Source organism: Sorangium sp. So ce131 (assembly GCF_051519095.1).
Lineage (GTDB): Bacteria > Myxococcota_A > Polyangia > Polyangiales > Polyangiaceae > Sorangium.
In genome coordinates this window covers 7,836,060-7,850,550 of the sequence record NZ_CP150455.1, presented here as the reverse complement: position 1 = coordinate 7,850,550, position 14,491 = coordinate 7,836,060, and the positions used below count along the sequence as shown (strand labels likewise).

The following is a 14,491-nucleotide window of genomic DNA, read 5'->3' as shown; positions in this document are numbered from 1 at the left end:
TCACTTTCGATAGACAATCGAAACTGCGAGGACGACTATCCGGGGGCCGGGTTTCTGGTCTGTTTCCAGGCGATGAAATGCAAGGTGCGAGCGTTTTTTCGCGCGCGCGGGTACAGGGAGGCGAGCGCGCCGTGGGCGCGCACCGGGCCGCGAGGTCGTGCGGCGGTGCTCCTCGGGATGCGCGCAAGATGAGAGACGATGTGAAGACAGCGAGTTCTCCTCCTCGGCGCCACAAGCTCGGGTCGGGCGCGGAGGTCACGTCGGGCGCCGGGCCGCGCGCGGACGCCGGGCAGGGCGCCGAGGGCCGGCCGCGCCGCATGGGCCGGCCGCGCAAGGCGCCGCAGCCGAGCGATCTCGCGCCGCGCGAGCAGATCCTCGCGGCGGCGGGGCGGCTGTTCGCGGAGCGTGGGGTCGTCGAGGTCTCGATGCTCGAGATCGCGCGGGCGGCGGGCCTGCGCCAGTCGTCGCTGTACTACTGGTTCCGGGGCAAGGAGCCGATCGTCGCGGAGATCCTGCAGCAGGTGAACCGGCTGCCGCTCGGCTACGTGCGGCGGATCGAGGCGAGCGGCGGCGCGGCGGACGTGCAGCTCTGGCGATTCGTGCGCTTCGACGTGCAGACGGTGTGCGGCTTCCCGCTGGAGATCACCGAGATCCACCGCTTCAGCGATCGGGATCCGGGCGCGTTCGCGACGTACTGGGCCGAGCGGCGCGCGTTGACCGAGGCCGTGGCCGCGATCATCGGGCGCGGGGTAGGGGAGGGGACGTTCCGCGAGGTGGACGCCTACCTGTGCGCGCTCACGGTGCTGGCGCAGGACGAGAGCGTGCAGAACTGGTATCGGCCGTCGGGGGCCCGCGGCGTGAAGCCGCTCGCCGGAGGGGATCCGGCGGCCGCGGGCTACCGGCCGGAGCAGATCGCGGAGCTCGTGGCGGACCAGACCGTGGGCGGGCTGCTGGCGCGGCCGTCGAGGCTCGCGGCCCTGCGGCGCAAGGTGATCGCGGCGGGCGAACATGGGCAGAGGGCGGAATGAACCGGCGGAGAGGGAGCCTGCGACGTGCAATGACCTGCTCTGGGGCCGCGGCGGCGAGGGCCGCTCCATGACCACGCGTGAGCCAGGATCCGGCGCGCCGCCGCTCGCGCTCGCGCCGCGGCTTTTGGCGACGTGCCAGCAGTCGAGCCACGGTCGAGCCTGGCTCGCGGCGCTGCCGGCGCTCGTCGCCGAGCTCGTGCGGCGCTGGTCGCTCGCGCTCGACGCGAGCCCGGGCGGGACGGACGCCACCTGCTCGTTCGTCGCGCTCGTCCACCGGAGCGGCGGCGAGAGAGCCGCGCTGAAGATCGGCTTGCCGGAGCCCGAGTCCGAGCACGAGATCGAGGGCCTACTGTTCTGGGATGGCGATCCCAGCGTGCGAGTGCTCGAGTCGGATCGCGCCTCGGGCGCGATGCTGATCGAGCGCTGCGAGCCTGGCACCCCGCTCTCGACGCAGCCCGAGCCCGTGCAGGATGAGGTCATCGCGCGCTGCCTGCGCCGGCTCTGGCGCGCGCCGCCGCCGCCACACCCGTTTCGTCCGCTGCGCGACATGACCCGTTACTGGGCGGACGCCGCGCGCGCGCGCGAGCACACTTGGCCCGATCGCGGCTTTGGCCGCGCGGGCCTCGAGCTCTTGCGCGAGCTCTCGCTGCCGCGCGGCGGCGAGGTGCTGCTCGCGACGGATCTGCACGCGGGCAACGTGCTCGCCGCCCGCCGCGAGCCCTGGCTCGTCATCGACCCGAAGCCGTACATCGGCGACGCCGCCTACGACGCCACTCAGCACCTGTTGAACTGTGTGCCGCGTTTGTCCGCCGATCCCTGGGGTACCGTCTCCCGATTCGCAGCGCTGCTCGGCGTGAGCGCAGAGAGGGTCCGGAGCTGGCTCGTCGCGCGCCTCGCGCAAGCGGCGAGCACGACGCGCCGCGCGTATGGCCTGAGCGGGGCGGAGGCGGTGGCGCTGGCGCGCGCGATCGAGCGATCGGCGGGTTAGAGCCAATCGTCTTGTTTTTCCCTCCTTCCGCCCCTCGGGCGAAGGCACGGTGATGGAGCTCCGGGAGCAGGACGTCTGCTTCTGGCCGCCGTCCGGTGACAAAGGCGGCGTTTTTCCGTATAGTGCCGCCGTCGCAGGAGACACCTCATGGACGAGATCTACGCAGGAAGTTACGAGGCTGCCCTTGAGCGCAGCGCCAAGCTCGAGGCCGACCTCACCGCGAATCCGGGCAAGTACCGGGTGATGACCGGCGACCGCCCGACGGGCAAACTCCACATCGGCCATCTGTTCGGCTCCCTGCTGAACCGCGTGCGCCTCCACAGGCTCGGCGTCCACACCTTCATCCTGATCGCCGACTACCAGGTCCTCACCGACCGCGACACCTTCGAGAACATCGCCGAGAACATCAAGCAGCTGACGATCGACTACCTCGCCGCGGGGATCGATCCCGAGGACGGAAAGACCGTCATCTTTCCTCACAGCCACGTGCCCGAGCTCAACCAGCTCCTGCTGCCGTTCCTCACCCTGGTGACGAACGCCGAGCTCGACCGCAACCCGACCGTCAAGGAAGAGATCCAGGCCGCGGGCCTCAGCCGCATCAACGCCGGGATGTACACCTATCCCGTGCACCAGGCCGCGGACATCCTTTTCTGCAAGGGGAACGTCGTGCCCGTCGGCAAGGACCAGCTCCCGCACCTCGAGCTCACCCGCACGATCGCGCGCCGCTTCAACGAGCGCTTCGCCGCGAAGAAGGCCGTGTTCCCCGAGCCCCAGCCGCTCCTGAGCAAGACCCCGGTCGTCCTCGGGCTCGACGGCTCGCAGAAGATGAGCAAGAGCCGGAACAACGCGGTCATGCTGAGCGCCACCCCCGACGAGACCGCCGCCCTCATCAAGAGGGCGAAGACGGACTCCGAGCGCGTCATCACGTGGGATCCCGTGAACCGGCCCGAGGTCGCGAACCTCCTGACCCTCATCTCCCTCTCCACCGGGAAGGAGCCGCAGGCGATCGCCGACGAGATCGGCGACGGCGGGGGAGGCAAGCTGAAGTCGATGCTCACCGAGAGCCTGAACTCCTACCTCGCGCCCCACCGCGCGCGCCGCGCCGAGCTCGAGGCGAATCCAGACTATATCCACGCCGTGCTCAGGAAGGGCGTCGAGGAGGCGAGGAAGTTCGCCGCCGCGACCCTCGACGAGGTCCGCGACGTGATGAACATGAAGATCTGAGGATCGTCGCGGCGAAGAGGCGGATGTCCGCGCGCGTCAGAAAGCGTCGGTCTGGACCGTCAGCGCGGCTTCGTCGAAGATCTCGGGGTGCGAGAAGAACGGGAAGCTCAGCGTCGAGCTGCCGAGGATCGCCTCGAGATCGTCGCCCACGGCCGTGAGCGTCACCCCGCTCCCCTCTCCCAGGCGGATGCCGGTGACGGCGTTCTCCTGGAGGATGTTCCCGTGCCCCGCGGATTGATGCCAGTAGTTGAACGTGGTGAGCGGGCTCGACGGCGCTGACGGATCAGGCAGGGTGATGGGCCCTTCCAGGTCGAACGCGAGGCCGACGGGGCGCGGTACGGAGATGGCCAGGTCGGCCTGGGTGCCCGAGGTGTTCGTGATCTCGTACGACATGAAAGGCGTGTAGCGCGCGTTCACGCCGAGCAGGCGGAGGCGAGCGGCGAGGATCGGGTGGGTGGTCGCGAACGCGATCTGGTAGAAGCTGCGATCGCCAGCGCCCGTCGGAGGAACGACGCCGACCCCGAGCTGCGCGAAGACGCCCGGCTGGGCGAGGTGACCATTCACGCTGATCTCGGCGCAGTCCGCCGACTGCGCGACCACGATGGCCATTCCGGGAACGGCCTCGATCACGGTGTAGTCGTCCGGCACGAGCGGCGCCACGGAAGCGAAGGGGGCGAGCCCCACACCGGCGAACTCGGCGCAGTCGAGGTACCGAGCGGTGAAATCGGGCGAGGCGAAGATCGCCTCCTGCGACGCGGCGATCTCCGGGGCGTCCTCCTGGTCGTCCGGCGCCCCCGTCGCCCCGCAGGCTGTCACGAGCGTCAGCGGAAAGATCATCACGAACGTGCTCTTCATCATCGGTCCTGTCGACTCCAATCCGGGACTTCTCCCGGGCAAATGTTAAGCCCGCCTCGCCGCCGCGCCGATGGCCATCGACGGGGCCGCCGGACGGGCTTCTCGGCGCTTCGGTGCAGTAACTGAGCCCACGGCGGCCCGGGAGCCCTCGGCGGCTTGGACCCCCGCTGAAAGCTCCGGGAAGCTCAGTAAGATGTTGAAATAATTAGCTTTCCATAGGGTGTCGGAACGCGAAGGGCCCTCGACGTCAACCGACACGTGCAGCGTGGCTGCACGGTGGGACGTACGTGCCACGTGCCAGCGTGCCACGTGCCACTCCTGTGCGGCCGCGCCAGATTGCACGCGCCGGGCCTCCCGCTTCACGTCTCCAGATCGCGCTTCAGCCGCTCGAGGAGATCGACCGCGACCGACGCGTAGCGGCTGATCCACCGGTCGTGGATTCGCTTGATGGGGAGCACGTTCAGGTAGTTCCAGCGGTGGCGCCCCTCACGTTTGACGATCACCAGCTCGGCCTTCTCCAGCACGCCCAGGTGCTGCATCACCGTGCAGCGATCCCAGTCGGCGAAGTGGGCGCAGAGCTCGCCCGTGGTCTTCGGCCCGTCCGCGAGCAGGTCCAGGATCTCTCGCCTCCGACCGTCTGCCAGCGCCTTGAAGACGAGGTCATCCGGATCAGCGCTTGACATGTTATAAGAATATAACATGATGCGACGACGGTCAACGGGAGCGTGTAGGTGGCCGATGCGGGCGGTGCGTCCGTGTCGGTGTGTCGGCGCGCCGGTGCGTCGTCGGCGCGTCGGCGCAGTCGAGGCGTCGCCGCGAAGAGGAGGCAGCATGGAGCTCAAATTTCAGGTGCAGACGAAGATTCAGAAGCCCGTTCACGAAGTCTTCGATGCGGTCTACAACCCGAAGAAGCTAAGCGGGTACTTCACGACGGGCGGCGCGAGCGGGCCGCTCGACGAAGGGACGACCGTCATGTGGGCTTTCGCCGACTTCGATGGAGGCAAGCCCTTCCCTGTCTACGTCAAGCAGGTCATCCCCGACAAGCTCATCACCTTCGAGTGGGCGGCCGGCGAGCCCGACCATGACAGCGACGGGAAACCGGTGAAGGAGCTCCCCTACAACACGAAGGTGGAGATGCATTTCGAGGCCCTGGGCCCGAGCGCTACGCTCGTCCGTATCGCCGAGTCGGGCTGGAAGCAGACCGCGGAGGGATTGCAGGCCTCCTACGGGAACTGCCAGGGCTGGATGCACATGGCCTGCTGTCTGAAGGCGTACATCGAGCACGGCATCAACCTGCGCGAGGGCTCGTTCTGAGCCGGAGGCTGCACGTCATCGTGCAGCCGGCGCAGGGCCGCACGGCTGGCCTCGTCACCGCCTCGGCGCCGGCGCCGAGCACCGCGCCGGAGGTTGTCGAAGCTGCCGGAGCGCCTCGAGGCCGAGGCGCCGCGCGTCACCGCGGGATGGGCACGAACTCGGTGCACGCCTCTTCGATGGCCGTGAGGGCGTTCGTGAGGCCGTTCTCGAGGCGACCTTCGCACAGGTCCCAGAAGAAGCCACGGCCGTCGGAGGCGAACGTGTCCACGAGCCGCTGCATGTTCTCGGCCTCATCCGCGCTCCCGTAAGCACCCTGGCAATCGGTCTTCCCGCCGATGCCGAGGAACACGACGTTCTTTGCGTCGCCCTTCGCGGCGACGAGCCGATCGTGGATCGCTTGCGGCTGCTGGCGCGGGACGGGCTGCTCGTCCTCGTCGGTGATCGCCACCACCACGAGCAGCGCATCGTCGCGGAGGAACCCGGCGTTCTCGCCGGTCGAGAACGGCGGTTCCAGCGCGGCGGCGGCGGCCGACGCGGGCTGCTCGTCGTCGCTGTCGCCGCTGCACTCGACGTCGTCGCCGTAGAGGTCTGCGGCGCACTGGAACTCGCGCGTGATCTCGGTGCTCGAGCTCTCCATCCACGGCTTTCCGCTCTGGAACGAGCACTCGCCCGCGGCGCCGCGTGTGTGAAAATTCGCGGGACGGGGGCAGGCGTCGAGCACGCCCGCGCGGAAGTCCTTGATACCGTCCATCTGGAGCAGCGCCTCCGCGAAGGCCGGGAACACGACCTCGCGCATCGATTCCTGTTCCTCGCTCATGCTCTGGGAGTTGTCGAGCGCGAACACAATGTCGATGTGCTCGCACCCCGAGCTGTTCGGGCCGTCGGTCCCTGTCCCGCCGCTGTCCGCTCCGCCGGACCCGAGGCCGAGGGGGTCACCCCCCTGCCCGAAGATGTCATCCCCCTGCCCCTGGCCTCCCGCGCCGTCCGAGCCTGAGGCGCCCGGCGAGCCGCTGCTCTGGCCTTCGCCCGAGGTCCCGCCGCACCCCGCGAGACCAATCATCCCTGCGCAGAGCCCCGCGCACCATGCCCTGAGATCCATGCCGAACTCCTTCTCCTTCGGGGCGTCGTGCCCTACCCGTTCGTGTAGCACGGTCCCCTGCAACATCGACCGCCGGCGTGCTGAGCGTATCCTGTGAGGGTGATGTTTTGCGCCCTGCGCAGGACGCAGGGCCATAACCGCTCGCGCACGTCTCCGGTCCTGACGGCAGACTGAGCAGCAGGCGGAGCGCGTGGTGAACGCCGCGGACCGTCACGTCATCCCGCGAGGCGAGCGAGGTGGTCACCTCTGCCCCAGCCGGAGTCCATCTGCAACAATCGCGTGGTGCTGCAACGCAAACCGAGGTGGCCGCCGAGCGTCCCTTGTGTCCGCCGCTTCGTGTGGGCCTGATCCGGAAGACCCGGAAATCCTGGGGCAACCTGCCGATCACCCCACGTGGCGAGCGCGTCGTGGGGACGGTGTCTTCACGACGTTGTGCACGACCGTCTCAGAATGAGATCGGTACACGCCCTGCAAGTGCTCCGAACGGTCGGCGCGAGCTCTGGGTCTCCGTCCGTCCACGCAATCATCGTGCAGTGTAGCCCGCATGAAACCGCTGATCTCGCTCATCCTCTGGGGCAGTGGGCTTGTCGGCGCGAGCGCCGCAGACGCTGCCAGGACGTTCTCTCCGCCCGTCCACGATGGGCGCAGGATCGAGCGCTGCTACGCCTCGCCGCGGTACAGCGGCGCTGACGCTTGCGGGGACGACTCCGCCCAGGAGGTCGCGGATCAGTTCTGCAGGGACAGGGGTCTCCGCCGCTCCACGTACTGGTCAGCTACCTACAGCAAGAGGAAGGTCGCCGCCTGGGCGCTCGAGGAGCTAGGCGCTTGTGGCATCCTCGTCCATCGGTGGACGGACCACGAGGGCAGGAGCTTGTTTGCACGGATCGACTGCGAGTGAGGCGCAACGCGCGAGAGCGCGCGGCGCGCTGGAGGCCGCTCGCGCCGCAGCGCGGCGGCGCCGCCGATCCATGCCCTGCCGCGAGCGTGTCAATCGGTCTCGGGGCGCACCGACGCGGAGATGATGCCGTCCGTCTCGGCGGGCGAGCCGTCCGCGTTCCTGGGATCGTCGATCTCGATGGTCGCGTAGACCGCCTTCAGCCGCGCGGACGAGCGGTCCGCCGCGGGCCTGTTCGGCTCCTCGCCGAGCAGCGGCTCGACGCGGGCCTTCGACGTGTCGAAGACACGGAAGAGCGGCAGCCGATGATCCGGGATGAAGTAGAGATCGCCGTCCGCGCCGCGGAAGAGCGTGCCCGATACGTGCTCTTTGCCCTCGTGCACTCGCGGGCGCGCGTCGGACACCGGCTCTTGGGCCTCCGCGTCAACCGAGAGCGTCTTTGCTGCTTGTTGCTCCGCCATGAATCAGGTCCTCCTTAGGACGGCTCGTCGACGTCGCCGAGAAGCGGCCAACACGGGAGTTAGGCCACCATCGACAATTCTAGGACAGCGCCAGGCGCTCCACAAGCGCCACAGGCGGAACTAGCGCTCGCGCAGCCGGACATAGTGGTACTCGCGGAGCAGCGCGCGCAGGAACATCGGCTCGTCGCGGAACCCGGCCTGGAGCGCGGCCTCCGCGAGGTCCCGGGGCGCGGCGCCCTCGCCGCGCCGCTCGATGTACCACGCGAGCAGCTCTCCCCGCGACAGCGGCGCCGCGGCCAGATCCGGGTCGGCGAGGCCGGCCTCCTCCAGCAAGCGCTGCTTCTCGCGGGCGCGCGCCCAGCACCACACATAGAGGTCGTCGAGGCGCAGCTGGTCCACGACGTGCGCGCTGAGGTGCGGCGCCGCCCAGCGCTGCACCGCCGCGACCTGGGCCTCGCTCTCCATGAGGCGCGCGAACTCCTCGGCGCTGAGGCCGTTCGCGCGGAGCCAGCCCTCCATCGCCTCGGCGGTCAGCAGCCCGCGCGCGCGACGAAAGCTCAGGATGGTCGCGTCGACCTCCTCGTCGAGCGGGCGCGGCGTCTGCTCGTCCGAGAGCGCCCTCGAGAGCAGCCGCGTCAGCGCGCCCTTGCGCGCCAGCGCATAGGCCACGGGGTGAAGCCGCGCCTCGTCGAGCAGCGCGCTCTGCATCCACGAGCCTTCCCCCGGCTCGGCGAGCGGCTCGCCGAGCGGCGCGGCGGCCTGGCGCAGCGAGTCCCAGAAGATCGTGGCCTCGAAGTGGTAACGCACCTGCTTCGGCGTGAGCCCGGCCTCGAGCCTCGCCCTGATCGCGCGCAGCATCGCGAGCGCGTCCGCGCGCTTCTGATCGACCTGGCCTCCCGGAAGGAAGCGCTTCAGGGCCGACAGCTCGTCCGGGTCGAGCCCCTGGGCGGAGGCCTCCGAGAGCAGCCGCGGGTAGCTGCGGTCCGGATAGAACAGCTGCTTCGCGATCCGCAGCAGCGCGGCGTGGGTCGCCGGCCGGAGGATCCCGCGCGCCGCCGCCGCCGCGAGCGTCGCGCGGATGTTGACCATCGCCGCCGAGAGCGCGCGGTAGCCGTAGGCGGCCGGCGCGTGCGCGACGGCGACCTCGTCGTCGTCCTCCAGCTCGGCCCGCTGGAAGGCCTCGAACACCGCGCCGACGCCCTCCATGCCGAACGGCGACAGCTCCGCCGCGCGCAGCGCGCCCATGCTGGCGCTGCCGAACACGTGGACCCCTTCGCGCATCGCCCACAGGATCTCCTTGTGCCAGACCGCCGGCACGCCCTCGAAGTAGCCGTCGACGATGCCGATCACGGTCGCGCCCCGCTGCGCCGCGCGGTAGACGTCGCCGTGGGCCACCGGCGGCAGGATCACCGCGTCCAGCACCTCGGCGGCGTCGGCGGCGGCCAGGGTCGGTCCGAGGAAGAGGTGGACCGTCATCCGGCCTGCCCCCGCTGCGCCCGGGCGCGCGCGCCGGGCACATAGCTGCGGTCGCCGGACAGCGGCTCCAGGCCGGGCACCACCACGCGCACGACCGGGATCCCGAGCTCCGGTCGGGTCAGCTCGATCGCGATCGCCCGCGTCACCCCCGCGGCGCGCAGACGATCGAGCTCCCAGGCGACGTCGGCGTTGAAGGTGTCGGCGTGAAAGGTCGGGCCCTCGGCGAAGGGGCGCCGCGGGCCGGGGCGCCCGAGCTCTTCACGGGCAGCCGCGGTGACGTTCGGGTCGCGCTGCCGCACGTACTGGCTGGGGTAGCGGTCGTCGCGCGAGCCGGCGATCTGGGTCAGCCGGCTCTGGGCCGCCTCGGTCAACGCGCGCAGGAGCGCGATCTCCCGCGCGGGGTGGCAGCCCATGCCCTCGGTGACGCCGAGCCTCCGCAGGGGGTTGTCGTGCCGGTCGCAGATCTTGCACAGGAAGGCGGGGATGCCGATGTCCGACGTGATCTCCCAGACGCCGACCGCGACGTCCGCGCGCTCGTACCTGTCCAGCACCGCGCGACAGGCCCCCTCCGGGATGCTGTCGAGCTCGATCCGGGTGGCCGCGCGCGACGCCGGGCTGCGCTGCCGCCACAGGGTCGTCGCGTCGCGCTCCACCGCCTCGCACAGGCCGTGGCTGATCGCCTCCAGCGCGCCGTTGCCGGAGGCGAGGCCGTTCGAGCTCGCGACGAAGCCGACCATGGTCCGGTGCATCGCGACCGTGTAGTTCGTGTGCACCACCTCGAACGGCACCCACGCCGGCTCGCGCTGGAGCAGGTCAATCCCCTCGACCCAGAGGATCGGCAGGTCGGCGTGGAACTGAGCGCCGGCGATGCGCGGGAGCGCCTCGACCTCGGCGACGCGGTGGGTGTAGCGGAGCTCCTCATACGAGGCCAGCTTGAGCGGCAGGTCGATCCGCTCCGCGTGGTAGGACTCGACCGACTCCATGAGGCCGGACGCCTGGGCCGCCGGGAGGTCCAGCCCCTTGCCCTGCGACACGGACAGCGAGCGGGAGTTCGGCCTGCAGACCATCACGACCGGAATACCGATGTTGTCGAGGCCGGTCACGTTGGCGACGCGGGTGATGCCCATGACGGGCATCAGGCGGCGCACCCGGCGCAGCGTCTCCTCGGGCTCTACCTGGCGGTGAGTGCCGGCGAAGTAGCCTTTGGGGACCGGGGTGTCCATCGCGCTCGGATCGAACCGGAGATGCATGTCGCCTCCAACGCAGATTCACGACGACTCGGCCCTCGGATCGCTCGCGCCGGCGCGCACGTCTCGCCATCTGAGGGGCGTCAAGCAAGCGTACGCGCATCCGGGGTCGCTCCAGGGCCGGCGCGCCGTCATTGCCCTGCGGGAGGCGCGCCTGCGGCGTCGCCGTGGTCCTCCCTGCGGTTTCGTTTCAGCCATTCGACCCCGTAGTCCACGAGCGCGCGTTGCGGCATCAGCAGGGCCGTGGCGGCGCCGGCGCGGCCGCGGCGTTCCAGGCCGGTATCCCTCGCGAAATCCGCGCCGGCGCGGTCGAAGTCGGCGCTGTCGGTCGCGAGGTCCTCGAAGGCGACCCACTGGCGCACCCCGTCGACCAGGAGGGGCGCGTGGTGCACCGTGCGCCGCTTGCCCGCGAAGTCGGAGCGGTGCTCGGAGAGGTGGAGCGAGGTGTTGTTGAGGTGGCCGACGCCGAGCAGCAGCACCCAGCCGTCGAGATCGTAGATGCGCGAAAGCGGCGATCCGTCGCCGAGGGCGGGCGAGAGCGGATGGTTCGCCGTCACCGCCTCGGCGTGCCGGCCCCAGGCGGCGAACGACGTGTGCGGGTGCGCGCTGCGGCGCACGCCCTTCTGCTTGCGGAACGTCTCGGCGACGGCGCCCATCAGCCGTGTCGGCGTGAGGTCCGGGTCGTAGGCCGGCATGGTCCTCCGGATCGGCTCCCACCACGACTCCGGCACGGGCGGCTCCTGCCAGAGCGCCGGGTCGGACAGGCCGGTCGATTGGGTCGGCATCACCAGCGTGCCCTCGGGCGACAGGACCTCTTCGAGCGCCAGGATCACCGCGACCGGCCCGCCCGAGACCCAGCCGAGCTTGCTCAGCGATGAGTGGACCAGCAAGGTCATGCCGGGGCGAACGCCCAGCGCGGTGAGATCCTCGACCAGCGACGGGATGGTGACGGGTACGTCTGGGTACGTCCGGATGATCTGATCTTCGCTCATGGCGGCCCGGTGATTGCATTCCACGCCGCGAGGATCAACACCGGAGCATCGAGTCAGCCTCCCGCCGAGGGGTCCTCGTCGTCCTTGCGCTCGAACGCGGCGACCACGGCGCGGCGGTGCATGTCTTTCAGCGCGTCGCTCCTGTCCCTGCGCCGGACCAGCTCGTCGAGATCCCCGGGGCCGATCAGCACCACCAGCATGTCCTTCTCCGCCTTCCGGAGCTGGAGCGTGCGCACCGTGCTCGCGAGGCCGCCGGGCGCGACGAGCAGGGCGAGCCGGCAGCGACGGTATCGCCCCTCCATCTTGCCCCAGAGGTCGCGCAGCTCCTTCGTCCCGACGTGCTTCGACCAGTTCTTGCACTCCACGAGGATGTACGGCGACTCCTTCTGCCAGAAGGGGTCGGCGGAGCTGTTCTGCATCAGGATATCGAGCTCCTCGACCTCGTTTCTGAGCCGGCTGTCGAGCCGCTCGAACCCGGGGATGCTCTTGAGGAGCAGCGCGATCAGCCGCTCGAGCAAGAGGCCCCGGCGGCTCCGATCGCGCTCGGCCTGAGCGGATGCCCACGTCTCCTGGATGGCCTGCTCCGTCTCGTCCGCGTCCAGCGAGCCGAGCCAGCGCTCCCGCACGGCCTCCATGGCGTTGCGCACCTTCACCCGGAGCAGCGCCTCGAACACCGGCGTCTTCTCGAGGTAGTCGTAGGCCCCCTCGCGGAAGGCGCGCTCGACGGCCTCCTTGGAGGCGTACGCGGTCGACAGGAGGACCTTGGCCCCGGGCGCGCCGCGGCGCGACTCGGCGATGAGGTCGAGGCCGGTGTCAGGACCGCCGGGACCCTGGAGCTTCTGATCGACCAGGATCACGCTCCAGCCCGGCTCATCCAGCCGTCGCAGCGCTTCTGCGTGGCTCTTGGCGGTCTCGACCGTGTAGCCCTCGGAGGAGAGCACATCGTCGTAGGTCTCCAGGAAGCCCGGATCGTCATCGACGATCAGGATGCGCCCGTAGCCGTTCATCTATCCCTCATGTCCCTGGCTGGTATCACGATCTCGAATCGGGCGCCGCCGAGCGGGCTGTCTCCGCAGGTTACGGTGCCATGCATCTCTCCCTCGAGCACCTGCCGCACCAGCGCCAGCCCCTGTCCGCTGCCGCCGGGCCTCAGCGCGACCCCGGGCTCGAAGATCGCGCGGCGCTGCTCCGGCGGAACGCCCGGGCCGCTGTCGTCCACCCGCAGCACGATCCGGTGCTCTTCCACCTGCATCGAGACCTCGACGATGCTCTCCCGCCCCGCGATGGCTTGGGCGGCGTTACGGAGGAGGTTCGTAACGGCGAGCACGAACCGCGCGCGAGGGCCAACCGCTGAGGGCGTTCCATCGGGGGGGACGTAGCGGAGGCTGCCGTTCAGCTCGGCGGACACGCCGGCGATGGCGTCGCGCACCGCGGCGGCGGCGTCGAAGGGCGCCTCCGCCTCGACGCCGAGGTTCGCGACCCGGAGCATCTCCTCAGCGAACGCGAGGGCGCGCTGGATACCTGCATCCACGCGGTCCCGATGCCGGCGTAGCGGCTCGACGTGCGCCGCGTCCCCGAGGTCTCGAACGAGCCGCGACAGGGCGCTGTGCGCCGGAACGAGCGCGTTTCTGATCTCGTGGACCACCATGCGAGCTTGTAGCGCCGTCGCGCTTGCCGCGCTCTCGCGCATCGCGCGCTCCGAGTCCGGCCGCGCGCTGTCGAGCGTATGCGCGACCTCATCGCGCAGGAGCGCGTTAGCCAGGACGGCGAACGGCGTCGGGCGTTGCTCGGCGATCTCCTCGAGGAGCGGCCGGGCTTGCTCGAACACGGCGTACGACCAGCCCATCCTGCCAAGGCTTGGATCCTGGCCTTCATAACGAAGCAGCCGCATGGCACCAAGGCGGCGGATGCTGGACAGAGAGTAATTCCAGTCGCCATGTAGAAGTTCGTTCAGGTCGATCTCGCGCTCTGGTTCTTTGAGCAGCTGCGCCGCGACCTCGGGCGAGGCTCGCCACTCGTCGGCTGGGCCAAGCGACTGGGCTGCTTCCAGCGCGAGGAGCCAGCGGACGGCGTCGCTGCCCGGCAGCTCAAGGAAGGCACCGCCGATCCTGGTGAGGACATGACGCTCTTTCTGTCTGCGTGTAGCCCTGATCTCGAATGCGTACCGGACGGGAGATTGCCATCCATCGCGCGATCTTCGCTGCCTCTGCTGCGATCGTGCTGTATCCGCCAGCCGTCCGATCTCTTCATCGAGACCTCGTGAGCCGGTGGATGCATTCGCCACATGGAGCTGCCAGCTGATCGCGACATTGACCAGACGGGTGAGCTCCTCCGACGACGCGTCGGGCGCCAGCGTTTCCAGGATCTGATCGGCGACCTCTTCCACGAAGGCGGGCAACGACTCCCTCAGTTCCTCGATCTGCCTCTCCTCTTCCTGCCAGATCTTCTGCTGCATCTCCGGGGATTGCTGGCGGAGGCGCTCGGGGCGTTCTTCGACGTCGCGATCGTAGCAGGTGGCGAAGTGCCTCCGGTGCGCGGCGAGATCGGCGCGGAAGGCAGGGACGCCCTCCGGGGCGCGCTCGACACGCTCCAGGTAGGCTCGAAGCCGCTCCAGGAAGCCCATGCGGCTACATCATGCCGCACGCTCACCGGTGTCAACCTCGACAAGCCATATACCAGCTCGGACGGCCAGCTGGACCGCCGAAGCGGCGGCCCGGCCTGGGGGTGGAAGCGGTCGCGGTGCCTCTGTGGGCGAGGGGCTCCGGAGACGTCATACCCCCGGGGCCTCGCTTCGACGCGGCGGAGCGTGCACTCGCCGGCCCCGCGCCTTTCCCGCGGGTTTGCTCGGCGCCCCGCGTCGATCCTCGGCATCCTTCAGGGCCGGCAAGACCCCTGCCTCCGATGCTCTCTCC

General features: G+C 69.8%; 14 protein-coding genes. 5 read left to right on the top strand and 9 right to left on the bottom strand.

What is annotated here, in order from left to right; translation table 11 throughout:
• Positions 1–200 precede the first annotated feature (200 nt).
• The 3 genes from WMF43_RS28600 to trpS all read left to right on the top strand — a co-directional run bounded on the left by WMF43_RS28600 (position 201) and on the right by trpS (position 3,240).
• Positions 201–1,028, top strand: a complete 828-nt coding sequence (locus WMF43_RS28600; protein ID WP_437669348.1) for a TetR/AcrR family transcriptional regulator — start codon at positions 201–203, stop codon at positions 1,026–1,028.
• Positions 1,029–1,095: 67 nt separating this feature from the next.
• The gene (locus WMF43_RS28595; RefSeq protein WP_437669346.1) at positions 1,096–2,016 is read left to right on the top strand and encodes an aminoglycoside phosphotransferase family protein; all 921 of its coding nucleotides are present in this window, start codon (positions 1,096–1,098) and stop codon (positions 2,014–2,016) included.
• A gap of 147 nt (positions 2,017–2,163) precedes the next feature.
• Complete coding sequence (gene trpS / locus WMF43_RS28590) at positions 2,164–3,240, top strand: tryptophan--tRNA ligase (RefSeq protein ID WP_437669345.1); 1,077 nt, start codon at positions 2,164–2,166, stop codon at positions 3,238–3,240.
• Positions 3,241–3,276: 36 nt separating this feature from the next.
• On the opposite strand, the gene WMF43_RS28585 is transcribed toward trpS, so the two are convergent.
• Together WMF43_RS28585 and WMF43_RS28580 are read right to left on the bottom strand one after the other, a co-directional pair.
• The gene (locus WMF43_RS28585) at positions 3,277–4,116 is read right to left on the bottom strand and encodes a hypothetical protein (RefSeq protein ID WP_437669343.1); all 840 of its coding nucleotides are present in this window, start codon (positions 4,114–4,116) and stop codon (positions 3,277–3,279) included.
• 338 nt (positions 4,117–4,454) lie between these two features.
• On the bottom strand, positions 4,455–4,778 hold the full coding sequence (locus WMF43_RS28580) for an ArsR/SmtB family transcription factor (protein WP_437669341.1): 324 nt from the start codon (positions 4,776–4,778) through the stop codon (positions 4,455–4,457).
• 148 nt (positions 4,779–4,926) lie between these two features.
• On the opposite strand from WMF43_RS28580, the gene WMF43_RS28575 reads away from it, so the two are divergent.
• Entirely contained in the window at positions 4,927–5,409 is a 483-nt protein-coding gene (locus WMF43_RS28575) for an SRPBCC domain-containing protein (RefSeq protein WP_437669339.1), read from the top strand.
• Between the two features lie 136 nt (positions 5,410–5,545).
• Here WMF43_RS28575 and WMF43_RS28570 read toward each other — a convergent pair whose 3' ends face one another.
• Positions 5,546–6,508 carry a hypothetical protein gene (locus WMF43_RS28570; protein ID WP_437669337.1) on the bottom strand — a complete coding sequence of 321 codons (963 nt, stop codon included), beginning with the start codon at positions 6,506–6,508 and terminating at the stop codon, positions 5,546–5,548.
• A gap of 544 nt (positions 6,509–7,052) precedes the next feature.
• Here WMF43_RS28570 and WMF43_RS28565 point away from each other — a divergent pair.
• Positions 7,053–7,406 (top strand): hypothetical protein, encoded by a 354-nt coding sequence (locus tag WMF43_RS28565; RefSeq protein ID WP_437669335.1) that lies wholly within the window; start codon positions 7,053–7,055, stop codon positions 7,404–7,406.
• Between the two features lie 89 nt (positions 7,407–7,495).
• Here the strand turns inward: WMF43_RS28565 and WMF43_RS28560 are convergent, their stop codons facing one another.
• From WMF43_RS28560 to WMF43_RS28535, 6 genes are all read right to left on the bottom strand, one after another.
• Positions 7,496–7,864, bottom strand: coding sequence for a hypothetical protein (locus WMF43_RS28560; RefSeq protein ID WP_437669334.1), 369 nt, complete (start codon positions 7,862–7,864; stop codon positions 7,496–7,498).
• A 120-nt stretch (positions 7,865–7,984) separates the two neighbouring features.
• On the bottom strand, positions 7,985–9,340 hold the full coding sequence (locus WMF43_RS28555; RefSeq protein WP_437669332.1) for a TfuA-like protein: 1,356 nt from the start codon (positions 9,338–9,340) through the stop codon (positions 7,985–7,987).
• Positions 9,337–10,590 (bottom strand): YcaO-like family protein, encoded by a 1,254-nt coding sequence (locus WMF43_RS28550; RefSeq protein WP_437669331.1) that lies wholly within the window; start codon positions 10,588–10,590, stop codon positions 9,337–9,339. The genes WMF43_RS28555 and WMF43_RS28550 overlap by 4 nt, the downstream gene beginning before the upstream one ends.
• 128 nt (positions 10,591–10,718) lie before the next feature.
• A complete protein-coding gene (locus tag WMF43_RS28545) occupies positions 10,719–11,579 on the bottom strand; it encodes an aminoglycoside N(3)-acetyltransferase (protein WP_437669329.1) in 861 nt (286 codons plus the stop codon).
• A gap of 53 nt (positions 11,580–11,632) precedes the next feature.
• Positions 11,633–12,586: a response regulator gene (locus WMF43_RS28540; protein WP_437669328.1), complete on the bottom strand. Its 954-nt coding sequence runs from the start codon at positions 12,584–12,586 to the stop codon at positions 11,633–11,635.
• Complete coding sequence (locus WMF43_RS28535; RefSeq protein WP_437669326.1) at positions 12,583–14,202, bottom strand: ATP-binding protein; 1,620 nt, start codon at positions 14,200–14,202, stop codon at positions 12,583–12,585. The genes WMF43_RS28540 and WMF43_RS28535 overlap by 4 nt, the downstream gene beginning before the upstream one ends.
• Between the last annotated feature and the right edge of the window lie 289 nt (positions 14,203–14,491).

What these genes read in the sequence shown, in the direction of transcription:
- WMF43_RS28595 (WP_437669346.1), top strand. Translation starts at nt 1,096, where the DNA reads ATGACCACGCGTGAGCCAGGATCCGGCGCGCCGCCGCTCGCGCTCGCG.
- trpS (WP_437669345.1), top strand. Translation starts at nt 2,164, where the DNA reads ATGGACGAGATCTACGCAGGAAGTTACGAGGCTGCCCTTGAGCGCAGC.
- WMF43_RS28580 (WP_437669341.1), bottom strand. Translation starts at nt 4,778, where the DNA reads ATGTCAAGCGCTGATCCGGATGACCTCGTCTTCAAGGCGCTGGCAGAC.
- WMF43_RS28575 (WP_437669339.1), top strand. Translation starts at nt 4,927, where the DNA reads ATGGAGCTCAAATTTCAGGTGCAGACGAAGATTCAGAAGCCCGTTCAC.
- WMF43_RS28570 (WP_437669337.1), bottom strand. Translation starts at nt 6,508, where the DNA reads ATGGATCTCAGGGCATGGTGCGCGGGGCTCTGCGCAGGGATGATTGGT.
- WMF43_RS28565 (WP_437669335.1), top strand. Translation starts at nt 7,053, where the DNA reads ATGAAACCGCTGATCTCGCTCATCCTCTGGGGCAGTGGGCTTGTCGGC.
- WMF43_RS28560 (WP_437669334.1), bottom strand. Translation starts at nt 7,864, where the DNA reads ATGGCGGAGCAACAAGCAGCAAAGACGCTCTCGGTTGACGCGGAGGCC.
- WMF43_RS28555 (WP_437669332.1), bottom strand. Translation starts at nt 9,340, where the DNA reads ATGACGGTCCACCTCTTCCTCGGACCGACCCTGGCCGCCGCCGACGCC.
- WMF43_RS28550 (WP_437669331.1), bottom strand. Translation starts at nt 10,590, where the DNA reads ATGCATCTCCGGTTCGATCCGAGCGCGATGGACACCCCGGTCCCCAAA.
- WMF43_RS28545 (WP_437669329.1), bottom strand. Translation starts at nt 11,579, where the DNA reads ATGAGCGAAGATCAGATCATCCGGACGTACCCAGACGTACCCGTCACC.
- WMF43_RS28540 (WP_437669328.1), bottom strand. Translation starts at nt 12,586, where the DNA reads ATGAACGGCTACGGGCGCATCCTGATCGTCGATGACGATCCGGGCTTC.
- WMF43_RS28535 (WP_437669326.1), bottom strand. Translation starts at nt 14,202, where the DNA reads ATGGGCTTCCTGGAGCGGCTTCGAGCCTACCTGGAGCGTGTCGAGCGC.